Source organism: Streptomyces sp. NPDC031100, assembly GCF_055570785.1.
Genome location: NZ_JBVIGN010000012.1, coordinates 135,082 through 160,131, shown reverse-complemented (window position 1 = coordinate 160,131; position 25,050 = coordinate 135,082). Strand labels below are relative to the sequence as shown.

At 69.7% G+C, this 25,050-nt stretch carries 18 protein-coding genes; 15 read left to right on the top strand and 3 right to left on the bottom strand.

The features are described 5' to 3' along the window. Window positions 1-6: 6 nt before the first annotated feature. The 4 genes from ACZ5DS_RS30730 to ACZ5DS_RS30715 all read left to right on the top strand — a co-directional run bounded on the left by ACZ5DS_RS30730 (window position 7) and on the right by ACZ5DS_RS30715 (window position 3,623). Window positions 7-1,662: a beta-N-acetylhexosaminidase gene (locus ACZ5DS_RS30730; RefSeq protein WP_468244965.1), complete on the top strand. Its 1,656-nt coding sequence runs from the start codon at window positions 7-9 to the stop codon at window positions 1,660-1,662. 80 nt (window positions 1,663-1,742) lie between these two features. After that, window positions 1,743-2,423, top strand: coding sequence for a DUF4328 domain-containing protein (locus ACZ5DS_RS30725; RefSeq protein WP_468244963.1), 681 nt, complete (start codon window positions 1,743-1,745; stop codon window positions 2,421-2,423). 91 nt (window positions 2,424-2,514) lie between these two features. Further along, complete coding sequence (locus ACZ5DS_RS30720) at window positions 2,515-3,072, top strand: hypothetical protein (RefSeq protein WP_468244960.1); 558 nt, start codon at window positions 2,515-2,517, stop codon at window positions 3,070-3,072. Window positions 3,073-3,236: 164 nt separating this feature from the next. Continuing rightward, the gene (locus ACZ5DS_RS30715) at window positions 3,237-3,623 is read left to right on the top strand and encodes a hypothetical protein (protein ID WP_468244957.1); all 387 of its coding nucleotides are present in this window, start codon (window positions 3,237-3,239) and stop codon (window positions 3,621-3,623) included. Window positions 3,624-3,831: 208 nt separating this feature from the next. Here the strand turns inward: ACZ5DS_RS30715 and ACZ5DS_RS30710 are convergent, their stop codons facing one another. After that, window positions 3,832-4,350 carry a hypothetical protein gene (locus ACZ5DS_RS30710; protein WP_468244955.1) on the bottom strand — a complete coding sequence of 173 codons (519 nt, stop codon included), beginning with the start codon at window positions 4,348-4,350 and terminating at the stop codon, window positions 3,832-3,834. Between the two features lie 1,289 nt (window positions 4,351-5,639). Here ACZ5DS_RS30710 and ACZ5DS_RS30705 point away from each other — a divergent pair. The 8 genes from ACZ5DS_RS30705 (at window position 5,640) to ACZ5DS_RS30670 (ending at window position 19,571) form a co-directional block, all read left to right on the top strand. Next, window positions 5,640-13,394: a golvesin C-terminal-like domain-containing protein gene (locus ACZ5DS_RS30705; protein WP_468245289.1), complete on the top strand. Its 7,755-nt coding sequence runs from the start codon at window positions 5,640-5,642 to the stop codon at window positions 13,392-13,394. Window positions 13,395-13,517: 123 nt separating this feature from the next. Beyond that, entirely contained in the window at window positions 13,518-14,006 is a 489-nt protein-coding gene (locus ACZ5DS_RS30700) for a hypothetical protein (RefSeq protein WP_468244953.1), read from the top strand. A 258-nt stretch (window positions 14,007-14,264) separates the two neighbouring features. Next, window positions 14,265-14,696, top strand: a complete 432-nt coding sequence (locus tag ACZ5DS_RS30695; protein ID WP_468244951.1) for a hypothetical protein — start codon at window positions 14,265-14,267, stop codon at window positions 14,694-14,696. Window positions 14,697-15,012: 316 nt separating this feature from the next. After that, on the top strand, window positions 15,013-15,834 hold the full coding sequence (locus tag ACZ5DS_RS30690) for a L,D-transpeptidase family protein (protein WP_468244948.1): 822 nt from the start codon (window positions 15,013-15,015) through the stop codon (window positions 15,832-15,834). 186 nt (window positions 15,835-16,020) lie between these two features. Continuing rightward, window positions 16,021-16,653: an RNA polymerase sigma factor gene (locus ACZ5DS_RS30685; RefSeq protein ID WP_468244945.1), complete on the top strand. Its 633-nt coding sequence runs from the start codon at window positions 16,021-16,023 to the stop codon at window positions 16,651-16,653. Window positions 16,654-16,754: 101 nt separating this feature from the next. Next, the gene (locus ACZ5DS_RS30680) at window positions 16,755-17,573 is read left to right on the top strand and encodes a hypothetical protein (protein ID WP_468244942.1); all 819 of its coding nucleotides are present in this window, start codon (window positions 16,755-16,757) and stop codon (window positions 17,571-17,573) included. Window positions 17,574-17,820: 247 nt separating this feature from the next. Continuing rightward, entirely contained in the window at window positions 17,821-18,480 is a 660-nt protein-coding gene (locus ACZ5DS_RS30675) for an RNA polymerase sigma factor (RefSeq protein ID WP_468244940.1), read from the top strand. Further along, the gene (locus tag ACZ5DS_RS30670; RefSeq protein ID WP_468244938.1) at window positions 18,480-19,571 is read left to right on the top strand and encodes a hypothetical protein; all 1,092 of its coding nucleotides are present in this window, start codon (window positions 18,480-18,482) and stop codon (window positions 19,569-19,571) included. The genes ACZ5DS_RS30675 and ACZ5DS_RS30670 overlap by 1 nt, the downstream gene beginning before the upstream one ends. Window positions 19,572-19,779: 208 nt before the next feature. Here the strand turns inward: ACZ5DS_RS30670 and ACZ5DS_RS30665 are convergent, their stop codons facing one another. Then, entirely contained in the window at window positions 19,780-20,619 is an 840-nt protein-coding gene (locus ACZ5DS_RS30665; RefSeq protein ID WP_468244936.1) for a L,D-transpeptidase family protein, read from the bottom strand. A gap of 80 nt (window positions 20,620-20,699) precedes the next feature. On the opposite strand from ACZ5DS_RS30665, the gene ACZ5DS_RS30660 reads away from it, so the two are divergent. The 3 genes from ACZ5DS_RS30660 (at window position 20,700) to leuE (ending at window position 23,633) form a co-directional block, all read left to right on the top strand. Beyond that, window positions 20,700-22,280 carry an acyl-CoA mutase large subunit family protein gene (locus ACZ5DS_RS30660; protein ID WP_468244933.1) on the top strand — a complete coding sequence of 527 codons (1,581 nt, stop codon included), beginning with the start codon at window positions 20,700-20,702 and terminating at the stop codon, window positions 22,278-22,280. A gap of 99 nt (window positions 22,281-22,379) precedes the next feature. Beyond that, window positions 22,380-22,952, top strand: a complete 573-nt coding sequence (locus ACZ5DS_RS30655) for a Uma2 family endonuclease (protein ID WP_468245287.1) — start codon at window positions 22,380-22,382, stop codon at window positions 22,950-22,952. 30 nt (window positions 22,953-22,982) lie between these two features. Beyond that, window positions 22,983-23,633 (top strand): leucine efflux protein LeuE, encoded by a 651-nt coding sequence (leuE, locus tag ACZ5DS_RS30650; RefSeq protein ID WP_468244930.1) that lies wholly within the window; start codon window positions 22,983-22,985, stop codon window positions 23,631-23,633. Window positions 23,634-23,636: 3 nt separating this feature from the next. On the opposite strand, the gene ACZ5DS_RS30645 is transcribed toward leuE, so the two are convergent. Further along, a complete protein-coding gene (locus tag ACZ5DS_RS30645) occupies window positions 23,637-25,019 on the bottom strand; it encodes an FAD-dependent monooxygenase (RefSeq protein ID WP_468244927.1) in 1,383 nt (460 codons plus the stop codon). Window positions 25,020-25,050: the final 31 nt, after the last annotated feature.

Below are 25,050 nucleotides of genomic sequence, written 5' to 3'. Positions count from 1 at the left end.
GTTTGAGTGAGCCAGCACAGGCGCCGGGCTTCGGCGCAGCAGGTCAGACGGAAGCAGGCGGTCGTGGCCGCCGCGTTCGTGGGCACCGTCGCGCTCGGTGTGGGCGTCGGCGTATGGGCCTCGGCGGACGGCGGCGAGAAACCGGCCGGAGGGGTGGCACCGGCGTCGTCGGAGCGTGGCTCCACGGCCGCGAGCGGGCGTGTCGCCGCGCCGAGCAGCCCGTCGCCCAGCCGGTCCTATCCGCTCTCCCAGGCGCCGCGCACGATCCCCGCGGTGCGTTCGCACACCGCGGCGCGTGGCCCCGGCTGGCGGCCGCAGCGCGGCGGGCGGGTGGTGGTGAGCGATGCGCGGCTGGCCGACGAGGGGCGGCTGATAGCGAGCGAGCTGGGGCTGGCGTACGCGGGGGAGAAGGGCGACCGGCGGGCGGGTGACGTCCGGCTGGCGCTCGGGGGCAAGGGCGGGAACCCGGAGTCGTACACCATGACCGTCCGCGGCGGGCGGGTCGACATCAGCGGGCCGGGCGAGGCGGGCGTCTTCTACGGCAGCCGCACCCTGAAGCAGGAGGTCCACGGCGGCGGTACGGCCCCCGAGGGCGTCGTACGGGACGAGCCCGCGAAGCCGGTGCGCGGCTTCATGCTCGACATCGCGCGCAAGCCGTTCACCGCGTCCTGGATCGAGGACCGGATACGGGAACTGGGCGACCTGAAGTTCAACGAGCTGGGGCTGCACTTCTCCGACGACCAGGGCTTCCGGATCGAGTCCAGCAGCCATCCCGAGATCGTCTCCCGGGACCATCTGACCAAGGCGCAGGTCAAGCAGATCGTCGACCTGGCGGCCGCCCGGCACATCACCGTGGTCCCCGAGATCGACTCGCCCGGGCATCTGGGCGCGGTCATCGCCGCCCACCCCGACCTGCAGCTGCGCAATGTGAACGGGGTCGCGACGCGGGGCGCGATCGACATCTCCAAGGACGCCTCCGCGAAGATCGTCGACGACCTGCTCAACGAGTACGCCGGCCTCTTCACCGGCAACCAGTGGCACCTCGGCGGCGACGAGTACCAGGCGCTGACCGTGGCGAACCCGCAGGCCTCCTTCCCGCAGCTGGCGGCCGCCGCCCGGCAGAAGTTCGGCTCCGGCGCCACCGTCGCCGACCTCGCCACCGGCTGGCTGAACGACCGGGCCGCCACCGTGCGCGCCCACGACCGGGCCATGCGGGCCTGGAACGACGGCTTCTTCCGCAACACCTCGGTGCAGCCCGCCAAGGACCTCCAGGTCGCCTACTGGACCGGCAAGGAGATCGGAGCCCGGACGCCGGTGCAGTACCTGAGCGCGGGCCGCAAGGTGCTCAACTACAACGACGAGTTCCTCTACTACGTCCTGGGGCAGCCGCAGACCTTCGTCTACCCGACCGGCCGGCGGATCTACGAGCAGTGGAACCCGCGGGTGCTGCGCGGCACGACCGCCGTGCCGGCGAGCTACGACGGGCAGATACTGGGCGGGTCGTTCGCGGTGTGGTGCGACCTCGCCAACTCCCAGACGCAGGCCCAGGTCGCCGCCGGCATCCGGATGCCGCTGCGGGCCACCGTGCAGAAACTGTGGGACCCGGGCGCGCCCGCGCTGTCCTGGGCGCAGTTCAAGCAGCTGGCGGGCCGGCTGGGCTGACCGTTCGAGTGGACATGACAGGTCGGTGAACCGTATCTTCCGCGTGCACACCGCACCTGAGGGACCTGGGGGGAATCACCGTGAGCAACTACGCCCCGAGCACCGACGCGAAGGGCGCCCGGCTGCGTTCGCCGGTCGGGCTGGGCAAGGCCACCGCCGTGCTGCTCGGACTGGTTGTTCTGACCGACCTGTCGGCCGTCGTGGCCGGCTTCCACGTGTACCGCGTGGAGGACGACCTCTTGCACAAGGGCCTCTCCGGGCGCGTCGACCAGGCGGACACCCTGTACACGGCGGCGGGCACCGCGCAGACCCTGGCCTGGCTGGTCTGCGAAGTCGTGTTCCTGGTCTGGTTCTGGCGGGTGCGGGTGAACGCCGAGGTGTTCAGCCCGGACGGGCACAGCAGGGCGCGCGCATGGACCCTCGCCGGCTGGGTGGTGCCCCTCGCGAACTTCTACATCCCGCGCCGGATCGCCCTGGACGTCTGGGACGCCAGCCACCCCGCCGGCGGGCGTGCGCGGCACGGGCTGATCAACGCCTGGTGGGCGTGCTGGCTGGTCACCACCCTCGGCCGGCTCGTGGCGAACGAGTACGACGCGGCGCGCACCGCCTCGGCGATCCGGGATGCCGCGCTGCACGTCATGGTCGCGGACGGCGTCGACATCCTGGCCGCCGTGGTCGCCCTCCTGCTCGTGCTGCGACTGACCCGCATGCAGCACGAGAAGGCCCTCGCGGGCCCCGTCTTCGTCCCGGCCCTTGGCTGAAAACCATCTGCTGTGACACTCTCTCGCCGTCGCACGCAGTAAGGGGAAGTGCGGGCTCCGTAAAGGCGGCGCCCTGGCGAGGGAGGCTTTCATGAGCCTGATGGAACTGATCACTCAGGCCGACGAACGCGGACTGGCCGCCAGTGGGCTGGCTTGTTTGGATCGGTGCGTGCCACTGCTGGGCGGGGACGACGAGGTGCTGCGCCCGCTGTGGGCGAACATCGCCGACGGCTCCGAGTGGGGCGGGAACCTGGAGAAGGCACGCGGCGCGCTCGGTCCGGCCCAGGCCGGCGAGGACGAGGCCGAGCTGCTCGCCCACCGCATGCTGGACGCGGCGCCGGCCGAGCGCACCGGCGAGGCGATACGGGCCTGGGCCGACGCCTGCTCCGTCGCCTCCCTGCGCATCCACCGGCTCCTCGACCCCGCCGCGGACGTCACCTCGTCGACCGACGGCGCGGAAGCCGGGCGCGCGGGCGGCACCGAGGACATGTCCCCGCTCGTCGCCGCAGAGCTGCGGCGCCAGGTCGTCGTCCTGGAACTCCTCGCCGAGCACGGCAAGCACGGCCTGCGCCGCGCCCTGGACGTCTCGGTCGAGGGCCGCCGGGTGCTGCAGGCGGTCGTGTCCCGCCGGGCCCGCGTCCGCGGCTGACCGCAGTCAGCCCGCCGACCGGACTTCAAACCTCACTTCTGGGCGAGTCCTGTGCCCGTCGTGGGGTGGCGGTGGGGCGGTCCTGCACCGGTTGCGGAAACGTTCCGGATCCGCGTGACGGATGCCCGGCCGCGCCCGCTCTTCCCTATGTGACAGCCCAGTACGTGACAGCACAGCAGGAGACCAGGCCGCACGCCGCGGCGAAGCCCGTGCGGTGGGCGGCGGACGCGGTGGCGACCATGCGCGAGGGCGCGCGGGTGCGGCTCGACTACTCGGCGCAGAGCCTGTGGCGGGTCGACCGGATGATCGAGGAGATACGGCGCGAGGGAGCGCCGTACGAGGCGGTCGAGAACGTGCTGCGCGGCTTCGGCGCCTACGCCGGCGAGGTCGTCGTCCGCCAGACCGGCGCCGAGTGGTGGGCGAGCGGCTCAGACCACTGGATCCGGACGCCCGACGGCCGCCTCTGGGACCCCATGGCCGAGGCCCGCCGCTGCTTCACCGGCAACGGCTCGCTGCGCCTGCTGTGCCGGGACGCGACCGCCGCCGGCTGACCGCCCGGCCGGGCTCCTTCGACCGGGCGGGGCAGCACGGCGTGTCCCGGACCGGTGCCTGGGGAAGAGGCGTGCGGCACGTCAGGCGGAACCGCGCTGCCGGGCGGGCCGGTCGAGGTGCCGCTACGGCTGTGGGCGGACAGGAAGACGGCGCTGAGAACCACGGCGGTGGCGAGCGCGAGCCTGCCCGTGTTCCGGCGCAGGGAACTCACCCCGCGGCCCCCGAGGGCGCCGGCGTCGCCGAGGCCGGCTCGGCCTGGCAGGTGGCGCGCCCGAACCTGCCGTACGCGGACGCCGTCTGGACGTGCCGGCCGCGCACCGCGAGCGAGCAGCTGGCCTGTCCGCCCTTCTCGCCGAGCGTGATCGAGACCAGCGGCGGCTTGCCGAGCGGCACGTCCACGGTCTTCTTCCAGGGCAGTGCGACGGCACGGTCGACGGTGGCGGTCCCGGCCTCGCTGCGGCCCTGGTAGGCGATGTCGGCGGTGCCCTTCCCGGTGACCTCGTAGGTCACGGGGGCGGTCGGGACGCGGGGCCGGGCCGACGTGTCGGCGCTGCCGAGCACGCCGTGGAGGACGAGCGCGCTGCAGGCGGCCAGCAGGGCGCCGCCGATGAGGAGGCCGGTGCGGTCCGGGCGCAGGGCGCGCGCCGGGGCCTCGGTCCCGGAATTCCCGCCGGGCTCCCCGGAACCGGCCGTGCCCGCTGCCATTTCCTGTTGTTCAGCGCCCATGAAAAGTCCCTTGTGAATCGGCCCCTCGGAATTCGCGTGCGTGCGCCGGAATTCCCGGATCCGGGCTCTTATACATGACGGCGGACAACGTTCGCCAGCGCATGGACAAACCGGACGCCGATTTCCCGTGATGGGTGAACTGTCATGATCTGCGAGCTCGATTGACACGCCGTGACCTGCGTGATTACAACCGCGGCGCCGCTACGTGCGGCCTGCCTCTTCTCGGGCGGGCCGGACGTCGCCGGTCGATGTTTACGACGTACGAGCAAGAGGAAAGGGTTGCTTTGAAACCCAGATTGGGCAGGCTTATAGCATGCCTTGTGGTGTCCGCGGTGACGAGTACCGCGCTGCCACAGGTCGCCTATGCGGCGTCCGATACGGACGGCGGTGACGGAAAGGGAGTAGTCGATACCGTCAAGGGCTGGCTGGGCGTCGACGACGATCACCCGCTCGCCGAGCCGCCGTCCCACGACGAACTGGACGTGGCCGACCGGCAGAAGCTGCCGAAGGGCAAGAACGCTCCGAAGGCGAAGCGGGTCAAGGAGCTGACGAGCCGCCGCACCTCGACCGCGCGGTTCTGGCAGCTGTCCGACGGCCAGGTACAGGCGGAGCTGTCGGCCGTGCCGACCTCGTACCGCTCGGGCTCCGGCAGGAAGGCGGACTGGAAGCCGATCGACACCTCCGTCCACGCGACGGACGCGAAGGGCTTCGACTTCGCCAACACGACGAACGAGGGCCGCAGCTGGTTCGGTTCGGACGCGGACCACCTGGTGCGCTTCCGGTCCCCGGACGGCCGTTCGGTGACGCTGGGCCTGGAGGGCGCGGACGGTGCCCTGAAGCCGGTCGCCAAGGGCTCGACGGTCACGTACAAGGACGCCGTGCACGGCGCGGACCTGGAGTACGGCGTCGGTCCCGGCCGGGTGAAGGAGAACATCACCCTCGCCGAACGCCCGTCCGGACCGCTGAAGTTCACCTTCACTCTGGACACCGACGGTCTGGTGCCGCGGGCCCGCAAGGACGGTTCGATCGCGCTGTACGGCGCGCTGCCGAACACCCCGGTGATGGTGATCCCGGCGCCGTTCATGACGGACGCGAAGAAGGCGGACCGGTCCGTCTTCGGCAAGACCTACAGCACGAAGGTCACGCAGAAGCTCACGAAGGACGGCACGTCCTGGAAGCTGACCGTGACCCCGGACACGAAGTGGCTGGCGTCCAAGGACCGCCAGTACCCCGTGGTGATCGACCCGACGATCACGATCGCGCCGTCGCCGACGGACTCGCAGGACACGATGGTCCTGCAGGAGGCGCCGACGACCAACTACAACACCAGCTGGAAGCTGTCGGTCGGCCGCACGGCCACCGGCACGGCCCGCTCCCTGATCAAGTTCCCGCTGAACGAGATCCCCTCGGGCACGAAGATCGACTCGGCGCGTCTGGAGATGTACTTCGACAACGCGCACGACGGCGGCGGCACGAAGGTGCCGGTCGAGGTGCACCGGGCGACGGGAGCCTGGGACGAGACGACGGCGAACTGGAACAACACCAGTGCGCTGGCGGGTGAGCTGTCCGGTACCAGCTACACGGTGGACGACGGCGACGCGGGCACCACGGCGGCCACCGGCTCCTGGCCGCTGACCACGTCCTCCCTCGCGCAGTACGGCATCGGCGGCGACTACCGCTACAACAAGGACACGGTCGCCGGCGACACCTACACCTGGCAGCCCGACATCAAGGACGCGGGCACCTACCAGGTCGACGTGCACTACGTCGCCGCCACCGACCGTGCCACCAACGCCCCGTACACGGTCACGTCGAAGACCGGCTCCACCACCTACACGGTGAACCAGCAGTCCGGCACGAACGGTGTCTGGGCCCCGCTGGCGGGCGGCGCGCAGATCGACTTCGCCGCCGGTACGGCGGGCAAGGTCGTCCTCGGTGACGGTCCGGCCTCCGCGACCACGTCGGTGATCGCGGACGCGGTCCGCTTCACCAACCCGGCGATGATCAACAAGGACATCGGCGAGTACAGCCAGTGGCACAAGTTCCCGGTGACCGACACCGTGCAGCAGTGGCTGGACGGCACCTCGGTCAACAACGGGTTCGTGCTGAAGGCGGCGGACGAGTCGACGGCCGGTCCGATGGGCGGTCCGCGCTACGAGGCCGGCGACGGCGACTACGGCGGCGAGACCTCCACGATCCCGCGGCTGACGGTGACGTACGGCAAGGTCGGCACCACGCTGAACTCGCCCACCGTGGTCCACGGCACGGGCCCGGAGCTGTCCTGGAAGGCGTACTCGAACACCACCGGTGACCCGAGCAACGACATCGTCGAGTACCAGCTGCACCGCTCCACGCAGCAGGCGTTCACGCCGTCCGCGGCCACGCTCGTCGCCCCGATCGACAAGTCGGCGACGGCGTACACGGACACCACCGCGACCCCGACGCCGGACTCCTCCTCGGTGGAGATCGGGCGGTCGTACTACTACCAGCTCGCGGTGAAGACGAAGGGCGGCCAGCTCCTCGGCTCCCCGACCCGCGTCGTCGGCGTCCCCAAGGCGGGCCGCACGATGCAACTCGTCCAGGGCACCGCGGCGAGCGTCACGGACACCACCCTGTCCTCCGCGACGCCGACCACCAACCTGGACACCATCAGCCGGGACGGCGTGGGCCAGAAGTGGCTGAGCGTGGGCAACAACACGCCCACGAACGCCACCGAGAAGACCCGCGCGGTCATGAAGTTCCCGACCACCGCGATCCCCACCACCGCCACGGTGCTGGAGTCGCGGCTGTTCCTGTGGGGCGCGGAGACCACCACCAAGACCAACGGTGCGATCTACGAACTCCACGGCCTGAACAAGGACTTCACCGAGACCCAGGCCACCTGGAACAACGCCGCGACCGGCACGGCCTGGACGACCGCGGGCGGTGACTACTCGGCCACCGTCTCCGACACGGTCGCAACGGTCTCGGACGTCGGCCGCCACTGGTGGGACGCGACCTCCCTCACCCAGGGCTGGACCCGCACCCCGTCCTCCAACCACGGCGCCCTGATCAAGCTGAAGGACGAGACCTCCACGGGTCCGCAGGAGCAGACCATGTTCCTGGCCTCGGAGGCCGCCGACCAGCAGATCGGCCCGCTGCTGCGCGTCATCTACGTCGACTCCACGACGGACGACACGTACTACGCGCCGCAGACCCCGGCCCGTATGACCCCCAACTCGGCCTACACGGTGGACTTCACGGTCACCAACACCACGTCGAGCGCGTGGGCGAGCGGTGAGCGGGTGCTGTCGTACACCTGGAAGCTGCCCGACGGCACGGACGTGACCAACGGCGGCAACCAGCTCTCCACGGCCATCCCAGCGCTCAGCCCCGGCCAGTCGGCGACCATCCAGGCGCAGGTCAAGACGCCGGTCAACTCCGACTCGGGCAGCAAGCGCACCAAGTACACGCTCGGCTGGGACGTCAAGAAGGTCTCCGACGGCAGCTGGCTGTCCGCTGGCACCGGCGGCATCCCGACGCTGAAGCAGGACGTGGCCGTCGAGGACCCGACGTCGAATGCGCTGGGCCTGGAGAAGTTCTACTCCTACACCGGCAAGAACACGGGCGCCGGCTCGACGGTGATGAACAACACGGCCTCCGGCAACACGGTGTGGTCGTACAACGCGTTCACCAACCCCGGCCGGGGTCTGACGACGTTCGCGCGGTTCGCGTACAACTCGCAGGACACCGACAACACCACCGGTGGTGCGGGTGCGGGCTGGTCGGCGCAGTTGGGCGGGCCGATCCGGCTCGGTGCGCAGCTGGACTTCCACCCCAACCCGGTGCAGAACGCCTCCGAGATCCGGCTGCCGGACGGTGACGGCACCACGCACACCTTCACCAAGCAGGCCGACGGCACCTGGAAGGCCCCCGCGGGCGTCCACTACCGCATCACGATGAAGGCGGGCCTGGACTGCACCCCGACGAAGGACCCGGTCCCGGACGCGTGGACGCTGCTGCGCCCGGACGGCACCCGCTTCCTCTTCGGCTGCGACGGCTACCTGACGTCTGTCGTGGACAAGAACGGCAACACGCAGACCTACACCTATGAGCAGCACAAGACGCAGGGCAAGGCGGCGAAGTTCCTCGCCTACGTCACCGACCCGGCGGGCCGGCAGTCCCTGACGATCGACTACTACAAGAGGGGCGACGCGTCCTACGACTACATCGACGGCACGGGCGCCAAGGTCACGGGCACGAGCCTGACCGACCCGGACATCTACGACCACGTGAAGTCCATCACGGACATCTCGGGCCGCAAGGTCTCCCTCTTCTACACGGTGCAGGGCCTGCTCGGTCAGTTCACCGACGGCGACGGCTCCGCCCAGCCGAAGAACTTCAAGTTCACCTACGACGCCATCCAGGGCAACAAGAACGTCAAGCTGGTCACGGCCACCGACCCGCGCGGCCATGACACCAAGCTGGCGTACTACGCGCCCCAGACGGGTGACGACCCGAAGTACCACTGGTGGACGAAGACCATCACCGACCGTCTCGGCGGTGACATCGGCTTCGCCTACGCCGCCGACACCGTGAACACCAACTTCACCGACACCACGGTCACGGACGCCGAGTCGCACGCCACGAAGTACGTCACCGACGACTTCTTCCGTCCCGTCCAGACGACGAACGCCAAGTCCCAGACGTCGAAGATGTCATGGGACGCGGACAACAACGTCACGTACATGGAGGAGGACAACGGCGCCAAGACCGCGTACTGCTACGACCAGAAGACCGGCTACCCGCTCTGGCAGCGTGACGCGGAGAACAACAAGGCGGGCGTGCCGGACCAGACGGCGACCTGTGTCACCGACGCCACCAAGTGGCCGGCGAACGCGTCGAAGTACGAGTACCAGACGCGCGCGGACGGTTACTCGGCGGACCTGTTCCGCAAGACGTCGCCGGAGGGCCGCGCCTGGCAGTTCGGCTACGACTCGTTCGGGAACATGAAGACGGTCACGGACCCGAAGGGTGTCGCGACGACGTCGGTGCCCGACGACTACACGACGAAGTACGACTACGACGGCTACGGGCAGTTGACCAAGGCCACCGACGCCAACGGCAATGCCACCGTCAACTCCGACTTCGACGCCGTCGGCTACCCCAAGACGATCACCGACGCGGAGAGCCACGCCACCACGTTCGTCTACGACGAGCGCGGTCAGGTCACCTCGGTGACCGACGCGCTGGGTACCACCACCACCCAGACCTACGACACCTTCAAGCGTCCGCTGGTCAACAAGCTGCCCAAGGAGCAGGACAAGGGGGTGTTCATCACCACTCCGGCTCCGGTGTACGACGCCAACGACAACGTCACCAGCAGCACCGCCGCGGACGGCGTGGTGTCCACCGCGGTCTATGACTCCGCGGACCAGGTGACCGAGACGACCGGCCCGGACAACAACCTGAGCGGTCGCACGACGCGCTACACCTACGACAAGGTCGGCAACCTCAAGACCACGACCGAGCCCAAGGGTGTGGCGACGACCTCCGTCCCGGACGACTACGTCACCACCAACAACTACAACGAGATCTACCAGCTCATGTCGGTGGTGAACGCCACCGGCGACAAGGTCTCCTACGAGTACGACAACGTCGGCAACGCGGTCACGGTCATCGACCCGAAGAAGAACGCCACCGCCGACACCACCGACTACACCAGCAAGTCCGCCTACGACCTCAACCACCGCGTCACCAAGGTCACCGACGCGGCGGGCAAGTTCACCACGCGCGAGTACGACAAGGACTCGCTGATGGTCAGGAGCACCGACAAGGAGGGCAACACCAGCGAGGTCGTCTACGACGAGCGCGGCAAGACGATCGAGCAGCGGGTCCCCTACTCGGGCACCACCCTTCGCACCACGAAGTTCGAGTACGACCAGATGGGCAACACCACCAAGGTGATCAGCCCGCGCGGCACCGCCACCGCGGCCGCGGACGACTTCACCAGCCGCACCGAGTACGACAAGCTCAACCGTCCGGTCAAGCGGTTCCAGCCCTACGACCCGGCGGACGGGCGCTACAACGACCCCAACGTCTACACCCAGACGACGTACGACGCGGTCGGCCGCGTCTCGCGGGTCTCCGCGCCGCCGTCGGCGGGTCAGACGGTCCGCAACGACACCGACTACACCTACTTCGACAACGGTTGGACCAGGACGTCCACCGACCCGTGGGACATCGTCACCTCCTACGGCTACAACCAGACCGGCCAGCAGGTCTCGCGCACCCTCACCTCCGCCGGCGGCTCGAGCTCGCGGACCCAGGGCTGGGCGTACTACCCCGACGGCAGCCTCCAGGCCCGCTCCGATGACGGCGTGCCGGTCGGCTCCCACGTGGTGGTGGCCGACAACTCCGACACCCAGACCACTTCGTCGACCGGCACCTGGGCCACGGCTTCGGCCACCGGCCAGCAGGGCTACGACCACCGCACGCACGCGGCGGGGGCGTCGACGGACACGTTCACCTGGACTCTGAACGTTCCGCAGGACGGCAGCTACACCGCCTACGCGAAGTACCCGACGACCTCGGGCGCCTCCACGGCGGCGAAGTACACCGTCACCCACGACGCCGGCACCACCGACAAGACGGTCGACCAGACCACCGGTGGCGGCACCTGGGTCTCCCTGGGCTCGTTCACCTTCAAGCAGGGGAACACGTCCAAGATCACCCTGGCGCCCGACGCCTCCGGCAAGGTCGTCGCCGACGCGGTGAAGATCGTCCGCACTGTCACCGAGACGGACAACGAGAAGAAGGACTTCACCTACTCGTACGACCTCAACGGCAACCTCACCTCGATCGCGGACGCCTCCTCGGGTGCCAAGATCGACAAGTACACGATGACCTACACCGGGCTGAACCAGGTCCAGAAGGTCAGCGAGTCGCTGAACGGCACCGAGAAGAAGGCCACGTCGTTCACCTACGACGCCAACGGCCAGAAGGAGACGACGAGCCACCCGGACCAGTACGCGCAGTACTTCTACGACGTGCGTGACCTGGTCAAGACGGTGAAGATCGGCAAGTCCGCCTCGGACGCCTCGCCGGAGACCACCGACTACACCTACACCGACCGCGGTCTGCGGCTGAAGGAGACCAAGGCCAACGGCAACACGGTCGACTACACCTACTACCTGAACGCGGCGCTGAAGACCCAGACGGAGAAAAAGCCCAACGGCACCCTGGTCTCCTCGCACACCTACGCCTACGACGCCAACGGCAACCAGGCGCAGGACGTCGCGTCCAAGATGAACGCCGACAACCACGGCGCGTACCTGAACTCCACCACGGACTACACCTACGACCCGGTCAACCGGCTCGCCCAGTTCGTGAAGACGGGATCCGGCGCGGGCACCGAGACCTACGTCCACGACGCCAACGCCAACGTCGTCACCCAGACGATCAAGAACGTCACGACCGACTACACCTACGACCGCAACCGGCTCCTCAGCTCGAGCATCGGTTCCGCCACCAACAACTACAACTACGACCCGTACGGCCGACTGGACACGGTCGTCGCGGGCGGCAAGGTCGTCGAGGACCGGGACTACGACGGCTTCGACCACGTGGTCAAGAACGCCAAGCTGCAGACCGACGGGGTCACGACGAAGACCACCACCTACGTCTTCGACCCCCTGGACCGCACGGCATCAAAGACGGAGGCCGGCAAGACCACCGACTTCAACTACCTCGGTACCTCCAGCGAGGTTCTCAACGAGGCCGTTGCCGGCGAGGTCACCAAGTCCTACCAGTACAGCCCGTGGGGCGAACGCCTGACGCAGCTGAAGAAGAACACCGACGGCTCCGAGGAGCTCGGCGTCTACGGCTACAACGGCCACACCGACGTCGAAACCCTCACCGACAGCAGCGGTGACACCAAGTCCACCTACGGCTACACGGCCTACGGCACCAACAACGACGCCGAGTTCACGGGCATCGACAAGCCGGACACCGCCCAGCCGGACAAGGAGGCGTACAACCCCTACCGCTTCAACGGCAAGCGCTGGGACGCCGCCAGCGGCACGTACGACATGGGCTTCCGTGACTACAGCCCCGGCCTGAACCGCTTCACCAGCCGGGACATGTACAACGGCGCCCTGGCCGACATGCAGCTGGGATCGGATCCCTTCACCGGGAACCGCTACGCCTTCACCGGCGGCAACCCGATCAGCAGCGTCGAGCTCGACGGACACAACTGGTGTGAAGGGGGCGCCTTCTGCCCCTGGGACGACAACTTCGCCTCTGCCTGGGTCGGCACCGTCGAGACCGTCGCCGACACGCTTGCCAGCCCCGTGATCGCCGCGGAGCCGATTCTCCGGGAGAAGTGCCCTGGATGTTTCGGAACCCCTGGTGATCCCAATGGAGTGGACCTGGGATTCGAATGGGTCTCGGGCAAGGGCCCCAAGCATCGGGACTTCGGCGGAAACGACGCCTTCACGCAGTCGCTCATGGACCACTACCACGTCCAGCGGGTGCGGGAGATCGCGGCCGACAACATCAACATCGGCAACTACAATCTGGGCAAGAATGTCCACCAGTACACAGATGATTCGGGGGTCGTGCAGAACAACGGCCTGGATCAATCGCTGAACACCAAGTCCCTCATCAAGGACTTCACGTCGAACATGTCCGCGGCGTTCCTCGGTTCCTACACCATGGACTACACGGTCAAGTCGGTCGACAAGAAGGCGGGGACGGCGACCATCCAGTTCCATGTGCAGAACAGCAGCACCATGAACTCCGGAACGCATATTGCCCCGGGGCTCGGCGGGTACAGTGACTGGTGGACTGAGCACATCGCCAAACCCCTCAACAAGTATTACGATACGGGGCGTTTCAGCACGAAAACGCAGGACATCACGTGGACGGAGACGGTGGACCTCGACCATCCCAAGGCCCCGTCGGCGTCCTCGGGTTCATCGGGCTCATCGAGCTCGTCGAGCTCATCGGACTCGTCGTCCGGCCTGCTGGAAAGCATCACAAGTTGGGTCTCCAGTCTCTTCTGACGGCAGCCTGACGCGCTCGCTCCCGCCGGTCGTCCGGCCGGGATGCGCCCTGAAAAACGGCGGGTCGCCCCCAGGAATCCCTGGGGGCGGCCCCGCCGCCCGGAACGACTGGAAGTAGATGGCGTGAAGCTCGACATATTTCGCATCGGTGCAGGCCTTGCGACTGCCACCTTGACGGCGCTCGCCTCGACCGCTTGCGGGGGGACAGGTAAGCCCGTCTACATCTATCCGGAGACCGTACATCATTCCGAATTGGTCGGCCGATGGGGCGGGGATCGGAAATGCGGATCCCCACTTCCGGTAGTTCGACTGCGTGATGACTACACGTTTTCCGCCAAGGATTATCCGATCGAGTGGGACGGCCCCGTGCCGGACGCAAAGGTGACGCGCATTTCAGCCGGCGGGAAATGGCATGCGGTCACAAAAGACCCTGGCCTGCCTCCCTATTTGGTTCTCAATTTCGAGAATCGGAATGACAGCAGGACTCTCACGTTCACTTTGGATCATGGCAAGCTGCGAATGGATGGGAGTGTCCAGGCGAGCGGCGGGGACCCCTATATCTACCCATGTCACTACAAGCGCACTTCTGCCGACCCTGAATCCGGGCGATAGCAAGCCTGTCAAACGAAGGTACCGGCCCGCGTCCCACCGCTACGCGTTTACCTTCCTCGTGCCGTTCCAGGAGCCGGCCGAGGTGAAGTGATCAGCAGCGACGCACGCCAGGGTAAGAAGGTTGTACGCTCGGTGTGAATTCCTCTGTGGCGATTGACACTTCCGTCACCCGTGACGCTGGAGAGACAGCTTCCGCTTGGTGATCTGGGGGAGCGGGGTCGCTGCTCCCCTGATCCGGGTGAAGGGGGAGCGGTTCTCATGGGTGAAGTGGACACGCGGCCGTACGCGAGCGCGATGCGTGCCTACGCGGCGACTTTCGTTGCACGCGCCACCGCCCGCAACCGGCTGCCGCTGGACTACTCCGTGCGCAGTCTGCGGGTCGTGGACTTCCTGATCGACGGGCTGCGCAAGGGCGGCGCCGACCGGGAGCCGGCGCGGGGCGCGCTCTTCGGGCTCGGGGCGTACGTGGGTGAGGTGCTCGTGCGCCGCGCGGGGGCGGCGTGGCTGGACTTCGATGCCGAGCAGCGGGCGTACTTCGGGCAGCCCGTGGGCGTACGCATGCCGGACGGGCGGGTGTGGAACCCGCTGGGCAAGGTGGCCAACCGATTCGAGGCGGGCGGTCCGGAGGACTCGTTGCAGACCTTCTGGCTGACGCTGCACGGGCGGGCACATCGACAGGGGCGGCACTGACCGTGGCAGCACTGACAGTCGTCCCGGGTGCGCGGTTCGCGCGGACTGTCCGGTTCATCTTCCCGGTCGCCTCCGTGTTCACCGCTGTTGTATAACCGGCCCTCGTTCCGGTCGGCCGCCGTTCTCTGGCCGAGCTTTCGCGTTCCGCTGCCCATCGAAGGGTCTCTTCGTGCTGCCCTCTTCGCGTTCCCGTGTCCGTATGTGCTGCGTCGCCGCGCCTGCCGTCGCCGGTGTCCTACTGATGGCGTCGGCCTGTGGAGGCCCAGGTGGGGAGGGAGGAGAGGCGACGGGCGACGCCGGGGCCGACAGCGTCGCGGTGGAGGCGTCGGGCGGGGCGGGGGCGCCGAGTGGCTCCGCGTCGTCATCGGCATCGTCTTCGTCGTCATCCTCGCCGTCGAAGTCCGCGTCCGCGTCCGCCTCCGCCTCAGCGAAGGCCAAGGACGGAGCCGAGGGCCCGGGTAGTGCCTCCGCCTCGCCGAGTGCAGTCCCGGGGGCGACCGGCACCCCGCAGACGGCGGCCGCGGCGCCCGCTGCCGGCTCCGCCCCGAACTTCCCCGTCCCCGCCTCCCCGGGCGACGCCACCCAGCTCATCACCGTGCAGGCGAGCGGCTCCTACGCCACCGTCACCGCCTGGGCCAAGGGAGCCTCGGGCTGGAAGGCGCAGTTCAGCACGGGTGCCGGCCGGGTCGGCTCCAACGGCGTCACGAACGGGGCGACCCGGAGGCAGGGGACGTACACCACGCCCTCCGGGACGTACACCCTCACCGAGGGTTTCGGGGTCGAGGCGGGCGGGACGAGCATGCCGTACCACGTCGTCAACAGCTCCGACTGGTGGGTGGAGGACCCCCAGTCCAGGTTCTACAACTCGATGCACAGTGCGGCGGGCGCCGACTTCCCGCTCACCGAGGCCGGGGACCGGGGCAGCGAGCATCTGATCAACTACCCGGCCCAGTACGCCAAGGCGCTGGTCATCAACTTCAACCGGTGGCCCGCCACGCCGGGTCGCGGCGCCGGCATCTTCCTGCACGTCAACGGGAAGGGTGCGACTGCCGGCTGTGTGTCCGTGCCGCGCGCCACGATGGACCGGATCATGGCGTGGATACGGCCCGGCGCCCACCCTCGCATCGCCATCGGCTGATGAGCCGGGGCAGGTGAGGAGGACCACAGGGGGCGCCGGGGGCTGTGACACTTCTGTGAGCCCTGACGCTGATGTCCCTGGGGGACGCGGGACGCGGGAGAGCCGTGTCGCGCCGTGCTGATTCGCTATGAGCACGAGCACAGGTCCGAAGGCGGGCCCAGTGCTCGGTACGGACGAGGACGGTTCTTGGGCCACGTAGGGGAACGCCGGCGTCAGCAGGCGTACGACGGTGAGCTGGGGGCGGCCGTACAGCGGGCCCAGGACGGTGACGAGAACGCCTTCGCGGTGGCCTACCGGATCGTGCAGCCGGGGCTGCTCGGCTATCTGCGCGGCCTGGTCGGCGACGACGCCGAGGACGTGGCGTCCGAGGCCTGGCTGGAGATCGCCCGCGACCTCGGGCGGTTCAAGGGCGACGGGGCCGGGTTCCGTGGCTGGACCGCGACCATCGCCCGGCACCGGGCCCTGGACCACCTGCGCAGACAGCGGGTACGGCCCCGGGCGGCGGCGCTCGAACAGGACGTACTGGACCTGCCCGGACCGCACAGCACGCACGACCAGGCGCTGGAGTCCCTGTCCACCGAGCGCGCCCTGACCCTGGTCCGCGGGCTGCCGCAGGACCAGGCCGAGGCCGTGCTGCTGCGGGTGGTCGTCGGCCTCGACGGCCCCTCCGTCGCGCGGGTCCTCGGCAAGCGCCCCGGCGCGGTCCGCACGGCCGCGTACCGCGGACTGAAGCGGCTGGCCCGCCAGCTGGGTGTCGAGGGGGCGGCGGACACAGGTGTGACGGATGACGGCTCCCGGACGCTGGGTGAGTCGAAATGAACGGTGACGACCGCCGTACGTATGGATCTGACAGAAACAGTGGGGCGGGGCCCCCGGCGGAAACGAGCGGCCCGGCGGCCGGACTGGGAGCGGGAACGGACATGGGTGAACGGGACAGCGGCGACGGATCCGGTCGTCGGCGCGCGCACCCCGGCGGCACCGTCCTGGGCCCGGCGCCGGCCGACGGGGACGCCGAGTTCGAGGCGCGGTTCGCCGCCGCCCTCCGCCGGGACACCGCCCAGGCAGGCATCGATCCCGAGGCCGAGCAGCGCGCCGTGGCCGCGTTCCGCGCCGCCCGGGACTCCGGGGCGCACCGGGTGCGGACCCGACGCCAGGACGACTGGCGGCCCCGACGGCCGCGCCGTCCGCGGCACTCGCTGAAGACCACCCTCTCCGTGTTCCTCGCCAGCGCCACGCTGGGCGGCGTCGCCGTCGCCGCGATCGGCGCCGCCGGGTCCGGGAAGGACGCCCACGACCGGCAGCCCGCCCACCCCTCGGCGAGCACCTCCGAACAGCCGGGCACCGAGCCGACCGCGCCCGCGTCCACCGCCCCGTCGGCCCACCCGGACCGCCCCGAGACGGCCAAGGACACCCTGGCCCACTGCAGCGCCTACGAGCAGCACGTCAAGGACCGCGGCAAGGCCCTGGACTCGACTGCCTGGCAGCGGCTGGTCAAGGCCGCGGGCGGCGAGGAGAACGTCGCCGCCTACTGCGCCGCCCAACTCGCACGCACCGACAGCCCGAACGGCTCGAACGACGCGAAGGACTCGAACAGCTCGAACGGTTCGAAGAGTTCGGACGCCGACAAGGGCGACAAGTCGAGCAACAGCGGCAGTGGCGGCAGCAGCGGTAATAGTGGCAACAGCGGCAATGCCGGCGACAAGACGGCCGACTCCGAGAAGGCCGGCGGCAAGAAGTGACTCTGGTCACCCGTCACCGGGTGCCAGGGCAACGGCCGGGGCCGCCACCCCCCACAGGAGAGGCCCCGGCCGTCGCGCTCGCGGGCCGCGCGGCGGCCCGTACTTCCTACAGCGCCTTGAGTGCGTTATCTGTCACACCTGGGCGTGTCACGAGTTAGTTGCATCTTCTACAGACATGGACGGGGAACGGTTTAACGCCGTAACGTGCCTTTCGCGCCGGACCGAAGACAGGCGTAAAGGGAGTGCGGTGCTGGGGGACGACGCGGAGCTGACCGCCGCGGTGCGTGCGGCACAGGACGGGGACGAGACCGCGTTCCGTACGGTGTACCGCGCGGTGCACCCGAGGCTGCTCGGATACGTACGCACGCTGGTCGGAGACCCGGACGCGGAGGACGTCGCGTCCGAGGCGTGGCTGCAGATCGCCCGGGACCTCGACCGGTTCAGCGGCGATGCGGACAGGTTCCGCGGCTGGGCCGCCCGGATCGCCCGCAACCGCGCCCTGGACCACATACGGATGCGCGGCCGCCGCCCCGCGATCGGCGGCGACGAGACCGAACTGACCGGCCGGGCGGCCGAGTCCGACACGGCCGGCGAGGCCATCGAGGCCCTGGCCACCGACAGCACCCTCTCGCTCATCGCCCGGCTCCCGCAGGACCAGGCCGAAGCGGTCGTGCTGCGCGTGGTGGTGGGCCTCGACGCCAAGACCGCGGCCGAGACGCTCGGCAAGCGCGCGGGCGCCGTACGCACCGCCGCGCACCGCGGTCTGAAGCGGCTCGCGGAGCTGCTCGGCGACGATCCGGAATCGGCCGGCGGGCTCGACGCGCTCCCGCCCCAGCGAGAACCGCGCGGTCGCGCGGTGACGTCCACTGTGACGCATACACGTGCGCGGACGCAGAAGGACATGTGATGGCCGACGAGCAGTACAAGTGGCTTACCGGGGAAACGGCGGAACGTCTGCTGCGCGGTGAGTCGCTGGAAGCCGTCGATTCTCCTGCCCCTGACCAGGCGAAACGCCTCGTCGATGCGCTCGGCGCCCTCGCTGCCGAGGCGGCTCCCGCGACCGGTGAACTCCCCGGCGAACAGGCTGCGCTGGCCGCGTTCCGCAAGGCCCGCGAGGCGGCCGGGACCGAGCGGACCGCCGCCGCGCTCAGTGACGACACCCGCGCAGGGCGCTCCGCCCTCGCGCGCGGCTGCGACGCCGGCCTGGTCCGCATCGGTGCGCCGACCCGTAGCGGAACCCGCTCCCGCCGGCCGCGCTGGGCCCGCCCGGTGCGCCTCGCGCTGGCCGCCGCCGTCGCCGCGGGCACGCTCGGCGGGGTCGCCATGGCCACCGGCGGCGGAGTCCTGCCGATCCCGTTCCACGAGGACCGCCCGGATCCCGGCGCGTCCGTCTCCGCCCACGCACCCGAACAGCCGCTCCTCTCGCCCTCCCCGCAGTCCCCGCAGGGCACCCGCCCGAGCACGGACACCCCGAACGGCGGTACGAGCGGCTCCCTCGCCGGTGACCCCTCCGGGCAGGCCACCCCACCGGACCAGGGCACGGGCCAGGGCGCCACGCCCGGCTCCGGCGCTCCCTCCGGCGCCTCCGGCACCTGGTGGCAGGTCACCGCCGCGGCCTGCCGCGATCTGCGGGACGGCAAGGATCTGGGCACCGACCGCAAGCGGGCCCTGGAGAGCCTCGCGGGCGGCTCCGCGCGGGTGACCGTCTACTGCAAGTCCGTCCTGGCGGGCCAGTCCACCTCCGGCAGCCAGGGCAAGGACACCGGCGAGGACGGCACGGGCGGCGGCAAGGACAAGGGCAAAGGCAAGGGCAAGGGGGACGGCAATGGCCAGGGCGGTGACGACGACGGTCATCCGGGCCGGGGCCACGGCGAGGAGGGCCACGGCGGCCACGGTCACGACCGCCGCGGTGGCGGCCGCCGGGGTGGCGACGGCCAAGGCCACGACCGCCTCGCCCCCGCCGCACCCTCGCCGAGCCCTTCGTACAGCGTGCTCTGAGTCTTCCCGCGCCTCTGACCTGCGGTTTTGTAATCCGCGAAAAATTTTCCGCGAGAGGTGTGACGTTTCCGGCCCGCAGTACGCAGTAATGAGTGAGCCGACTGGTCATCGGCCGTCGCACTGAGCCGGGGTTCCCCCCGTACCCGTGGCTCGTGCACCTGGCGCGGGCGGGACACGTTCCCCCGGTCCCGCCCGCGCCCTGCAAGCCTCACCAGGAGACGACGACCTTGTCGCCGATCCTCACCTGCGCGAACAGCTCCGCGATCGCCGCCTCGTCCCGTACGTTGACGCACCCGTGCGAACCGCCCGCGTACCCGCGCGCCGCGAAGTCGTAGGAGTAGTGCACCGCCTGGCCGCCGCTGAAGAACATCGCGTACGGCATCGGGGAGTGGTAGAGCGTCGACACATGGTGCCGTGACTTCCAGTAGACGTGGAACACACCCTCACGGGTGGGGGTGTACTGCGTACCGAAGCGGACGGACACCGTCTCGACCGTGCGCCCGTCGATCATCCAGCGCAGCGTCCGGCTGGTCTTGTCGATGCACAGCACCCGGCCGGTCAGACAGCGCACATCGGGCGCGGCGGCCGGCTGACCGCCCATCAGGTACAGCTCCCACCGGCCCGGCTCGTGCGTCATGGCGAGCAGCCGCTGCCAGGTGACGGTGTCCAGCTCGCCGGTCGGCGGCAGCCCGCGCTTGCCCTGGAAGCCCCTGACGGCCTGCTCGGTCAGGTCGCCGTACGTGCCCGTCGGCCCCTCGAACAGCCAGGCGACCTGGCGCAGCCGGGCCTGGAGCTCGCGGACACCCGAGCCGGTGTCCCCGCGCGAGAACAGCACCCGGGGCGCGGGCGCGGCGGGCTTGGCGTCCGGCGCGGCGGGCGGGCTCTCGGCCGTCCGGGTGGGTTCGGCAGCGCGGCTGGAGGGCAGCTGGACCCGCACCGGCAAGCGGTGCTTGCCGTCGTCGCCCGGGGGCTGCACGGTGCAGCCGCAGAGCGCGGCGAGGGCGGTGACCGAGACGAGTACGGCGGCAGGTCTCCCCGGGATCCTCATGCCCGAGATGCTTCCCCGCGTGACCGCCGTCGAACTACGGGGCATGGTGAGGGGGGATAAAACGTACTGCGGAGGCATCCATGGCACGCGAGTCGGAGTCGGGGCTGCCGATCGAGCCGGTCTACGGGCCGGCCGACCTGACCGGCTGGGATCCGGACCGGAAGCTGGGCGAACCGGGGGCGTACCCGTACACCCGCGGGGTGTACCCGACGATGTACACCGGCCGCCCCTGGACCATGCGCCAGTACGCCGGCTTCGGCACGGCGGCGGAGTCCAACGCCCGCTACCGGCAGCTGATCGCGCACGGCACCACCGGCCTGTCCGTCGCCTTCGACCTGCCCACCCAGATGGGCCACGACTCCGACGCGCCCCTCGCGCACGGTGAGGTCGGCAAGGTGGGTGTGGCGATCGACTCGGTCGAGGACATGCGGGTGCTGTTCGACGGCATCCCGCTGGACCGGGTCTCCACCTCGATGACGATCAACGCCCCGGCGGCCCTTCTGCTGCTCCTCTACCAGCTGGTGGCGGAGGAACAGGGCGTATCGGCCGACCGGCTGACCGGCACCATCCAGAACGACGTCCTGAAGGAGTACATCGCGCGGGGCACGTACATCTTCCCGCCGAAGCCCTCCCTCCGGCTGACCGCCGACATCTTCAAGTACTGCACCGCCGAGATCCCGAGGTGGAACACGATCTCGATCTCCGGCTACCACATGGCCGAGGCGGGCGCGTCCCCCGCGCAGGAGATCGCGTTCACCCTCGCGGACGGCATCGAGTACGTCCGTACGGCGGTCGCGGCGGGCATGGACGTGGATGACTTCGCCCCCCGACTGTCCTTCTTCTTCGTGGCCCGTACGACGCTGCTGGAGGAGGTCGCCAAGTTCCGCGCGGCCCGCAGGATCTGGGCGCGGGTCATGCGGGAGGAGTTCGGCGCACGGAACCCGAAGTCCTGGATGCTGCGCTTCCACACCCAGACGGCGGGCGTCCAGCTGACGGCCCAGCAGCCCGAGGTGAACCTGGTCCGGGTCGCGGTGCAGGCCCTCGGAGCCGTCCTGGGCGGCACCCAGTCCCTGCACACCAACTCCTTCGACGAGGCGATCGCGCTGCCGACGGAGAAGAGCGCCCGGCTGGCGCTGCGCACCCAGCAGGTTCTGGCGTACGAGACGGACGTGACGGCGACGGTGGACCCCTTCGCGGGTTCGTACGCGGTCGAGCGGATGACGGACGACGTCGAGGGAGCCGCCCTGGACCTGATGCGGAGGATCGAGGAGCTGGGCGGCGCGGAGGCGGCCATCGAACGGGGCTTCCAGAAGCAGGAGATCGAACGCAACGCCTACCGCATCGCGCAGGAGACGGACTACGGGGAGCGGGTGGTCGTGGGCGTCAACCGCTTCCAGCTGAACGAGGAGGAACCGTACGAGCCGCTGCGGGTGGACCCCGCCATCGAGGCACGCCAGAAGGAACGCCTGGCCAGGCTGCGGGCCGAGCGGGACCAGGGAGCGGTGGACGCGGCGCTGGCCGCGCTGAAGAAGGCGGCGGAGGGGGAGGAGAACGTGCTGTATCCCATGAAGGAGGCGCTGCGGGGGCGGGCGACTGTGGGGGAGGTTTGTGGGGCGTTGCGGGGGGTTTGGGGGAGTTATGTGCCGAGCGATGTGTTCTGAGCTGGGCGGTTCCCTCGAATGAGTGATCGGGGGCGGAAAGTGCACGTCCCCGGTTAATCTCGTGGAGGGTGTTCCCGAAAGGAGGGTGCCGTGGCTGTGATGCTGCACGAGTCGTCGCTTTCTGATGCTGCCGACTGGCTCTGGGAGGAGCTGCCCGGGCACCGGGTGGAGATCCTCAACGGGAGCATTGTCGTGACACCGCCGCCGGATGGGCCGCATCAGGAGACGCTGACCTGGCTCATCGAGGAGTTCTTGAAAATCAGGGCCAGGCAGGCGGGGCTTAGGTACGTGCAGAACATCGGTTTGTGGCTGCCCAGCGGACCGGACGATTACGCCGTGCCGGACTTCTCCGTCGTCGACGCTGACTACAAGGACGCACTCGTCGAGAAGAACTGCTACGCGCCGCATGTCTTCCGTCTGGTTTTGGAGGTGACCTCCTCCAACTGGACCAACGACACGGCCACCAAGGTCGATGTCTACGCCCGGGCTAACATCCCCGTCTACGTCGTCGCCGACCGCAAACACGACGAGGTCCTGCTCTACACCGACCCGGTCGACGGCAAGTACCCCGACCCGACCCGCTACCAGCGAGGCCAGTCCGTCCCCGTTCCCGACTCCGTCGGCGTCACCCTCGACCTCTCCGTGGACACCCTCCTGGACGGCGACGACTGACTGTCGTACCCCCGTGCGACACTCCCTCTCATGTTCGGCGTCATCGATCTCCCCACCTATCTGGCCGGTCTCGTCCTGATCGTGCTGCTGCCCGGCCCCAACTCCCTCTACGTCCTCTCCGTGGCCGCCCGCCGCGGAGTGCGAGCCGGCTACACCGCCGCTGCCGGGGTGTGGTGCGGGGACACCGTGCTGATGACGCTGTCCGCCGCCGGAGTCGCCTCGCTGCTGCAGGGCAACGCCGTGCTGTTCGGGATCGTGAAGTACGCGGGCGCCGGATATCTGACCTGGCTGGCGATCGGGATGCTGCGGTCCGCGTGGGCGATGTGGCGGACCCGGCGGGAGAAGGCCGCCGAGGAGGCCGCACCCGTCGCGTCGACGGAGGAGCGACCCTTCCGCAGGGCCCTCGTCGTCAGCCTCTTCAACCCCAAGGCGATCCTCTTCTTCGTCGCCTTCTTCGTGCAGTTCGTGGACCCGGGGTACGCCTACCCGGCCCTCTCCTTCGTCGTCCTCGGCGCCTTCGCGCAGCTGGCCAGCTTCCTCTACCTCAGCGCGCTGATATTCGGCGGCACCCGGCTGGCCGCCGCCTTCCGCCGCCGCAAGCGCCTGTCGGCGACGGCCACCTCGGCGGCGGGGACCCTGTTCCTGGGGTTCGCGGTGAAGCTGTCGCTGGCCGGCGCGTAGCGCCTAGCGGCAACCGACCCGGGCGAGATACGTGTCCAGGCCGGCTGTCGTGTCGCCCGCCCAGCCGACGTACCCGTCCGGGCGGACCAGGTAGACGCCGGGGCCGTAGGACTGCGGGGCGGCCGGGAAGGACCGTATCCCCGCCACGGGTGTCGTCGCGCCCAACAGCGTCCAGTGCGGTCCCCGGAACGCGTCGAAGAGGCGTACGCCGTCCACCACGCCGTCAGGCGCACGGTCGCCCGCCCGGACACCGGCCGTCGGTGCGGCACGCCTCTCCTCGCTCAGGGACGACTCCCCGTACCCCAGCCCGAGCTGCACCGTCGCCCTGCCGCGCTGCACCTCCCCGCGGTGCACGCCGGTCGACAACTCCAGCATGGCCGCGGCGTTCGCCCGGCGCTCCTCCTCGTATGTGTCCAGCAGCGCGTCGGGTGCGCCGCCGCGCAGCACCGCGCCGAGCTTCCAGCCCAGGTTGTAGGCGTCCTGCACGCTCGTGTTCAGGCCCTGCGCGCCGGCCGGCGAGTGCACGTGCGCCGCGTCGCCCGCGAGGAACACCCGGTTCACCCGGAACCGGTCCGCCAGGGCGGCCCGCGGCCGGAAGTCGGACGCCCAGCGCACCTCTGTCACGTCCTCGACGTCCAGGTGCGTGTACCGGGCGACCAGCTTGCGGATGCCGTCGACGGACAGGTCCGGTTCCGAGCCCTCCGGAAGGCGCGCTGCCAGCTGGAAGTCTTCCGTGCCGGCCAGCGGGCACAGCCCGAGGACGCTGCCGTCGTCCCCGGGGAAGGCGTGCCAGTAGTCCCGGTCCAGGCCCTTCAGCCGTAGGTCCGCCACCACGAACGGCGCCGGGTCGACCGTCTCCCCGGTCATGCCGACACCCAGTGCGCGCCGGACCACCGAGCGTCCGCCGTCGGCCGCGACCACGTACCGCGGGCGGACCGTCGTACCGTCGGCGAACTGCGCGCTCGGGCCCTCCGCGTCCTGCGTCAGGCCCGTCACCTCGCGTCCGAAAGCCACCTTCCCGCCGAGCTCCACCAGCCGCGCGTACAAGATCTCCTGCGTCCGCCACTGCGGGATCATCCGCGGCTCGGTGTACGGCGTGCCCTCGTCCGCCTCCACCTTCTGGAACATCGACTGTTCGCCGAGCCGTTCGCCGTCCTTCCAGATCATCCGGTTCGGATAGGGCCCGCTCGCCGCCCGGATCGCGTCCAGCACGCCCAGGTCGTCGAAGACCTCCAGGGTGCGCGGCTGGATCCCCTTGCCGCGCGATCCGGGGACCAGCGCCTCCGCCCGCTCCACGACCAGCGCGTCCACGCCCCGGCGGGCGAGGTCGATGCCGAGGGTGAGGCCGGTGGGACCTGCGCCCACGATCAGGACATCCATCACCATTCTCCTTAACGCCGTTAAGTGCCGTCGCTCA

Coding starts and splice junctions, on each gene's coding strand:
- ACZ5DS_RS30665 (WP_468244936.1), bottom strand. CDS start 20,619: ATGAGGATCCCGGGGAGACCTGCCGCCGTACTCGTCTCGGTCACCGCC.
- leuE (WP_468244930.1), top strand. CDS start 22,983: ATGTTCGGCGTCATCGATCTCCCCACCTATCTGGCCGGTCTCGTCCTG.
- ACZ5DS_RS30720 (WP_468244960.1), top strand. CDS start 2,515: ATGAGCCTGATGGAACTGATCACTCAGGCCGACGAACGCGGACTGGCC.
- ACZ5DS_RS30710 (WP_468244955.1), bottom strand. CDS start 4,350: ATGGGCGCTGAACAACAGGAAATGGCAGCGGGCACGGCCGGTTCCGGG.
- ACZ5DS_RS30705 (WP_468245289.1), top strand. CDS start 5,640: ATGGTCCTGCAGGAGGCGCCGACGACCAACTACAACACCAGCTGGAAG.
- ACZ5DS_RS30645 (WP_468244927.1), bottom strand. CDS start 25,019: ATGGTGATGGATGTCCTGATCGTGGGCGCAGGTCCCACCGGCCTCACC.
- ACZ5DS_RS30655 (WP_468245287.1), top strand. CDS start 22,380: ATGCTGCACGAGTCGTCGCTTTCTGATGCTGCCGACTGGCTCTGGGAG.
- ACZ5DS_RS30670 (WP_468244938.1), top strand. CDS start 18,480: ATGGCCGACGAGCAGTACAAGTGGCTTACCGGGGAAACGGCGGAACGT.
- ACZ5DS_RS30680 (WP_468244942.1), top strand. CDS start 16,755: ATGGGTGAACGGGACAGCGGCGACGGATCCGGTCGTCGGCGCGCGCAC.
- ACZ5DS_RS30660 (WP_468244933.1), top strand. CDS start 20,700: ATGGCACGCGAGTCGGAGTCGGGGCTGCCGATCGAGCCGGTCTACGGG.
- ACZ5DS_RS30695 (WP_468244951.1), top strand. CDS start 14,265: ATGGGTGAAGTGGACACGCGGCCGTACGCGAGCGCGATGCGTGCCTAC.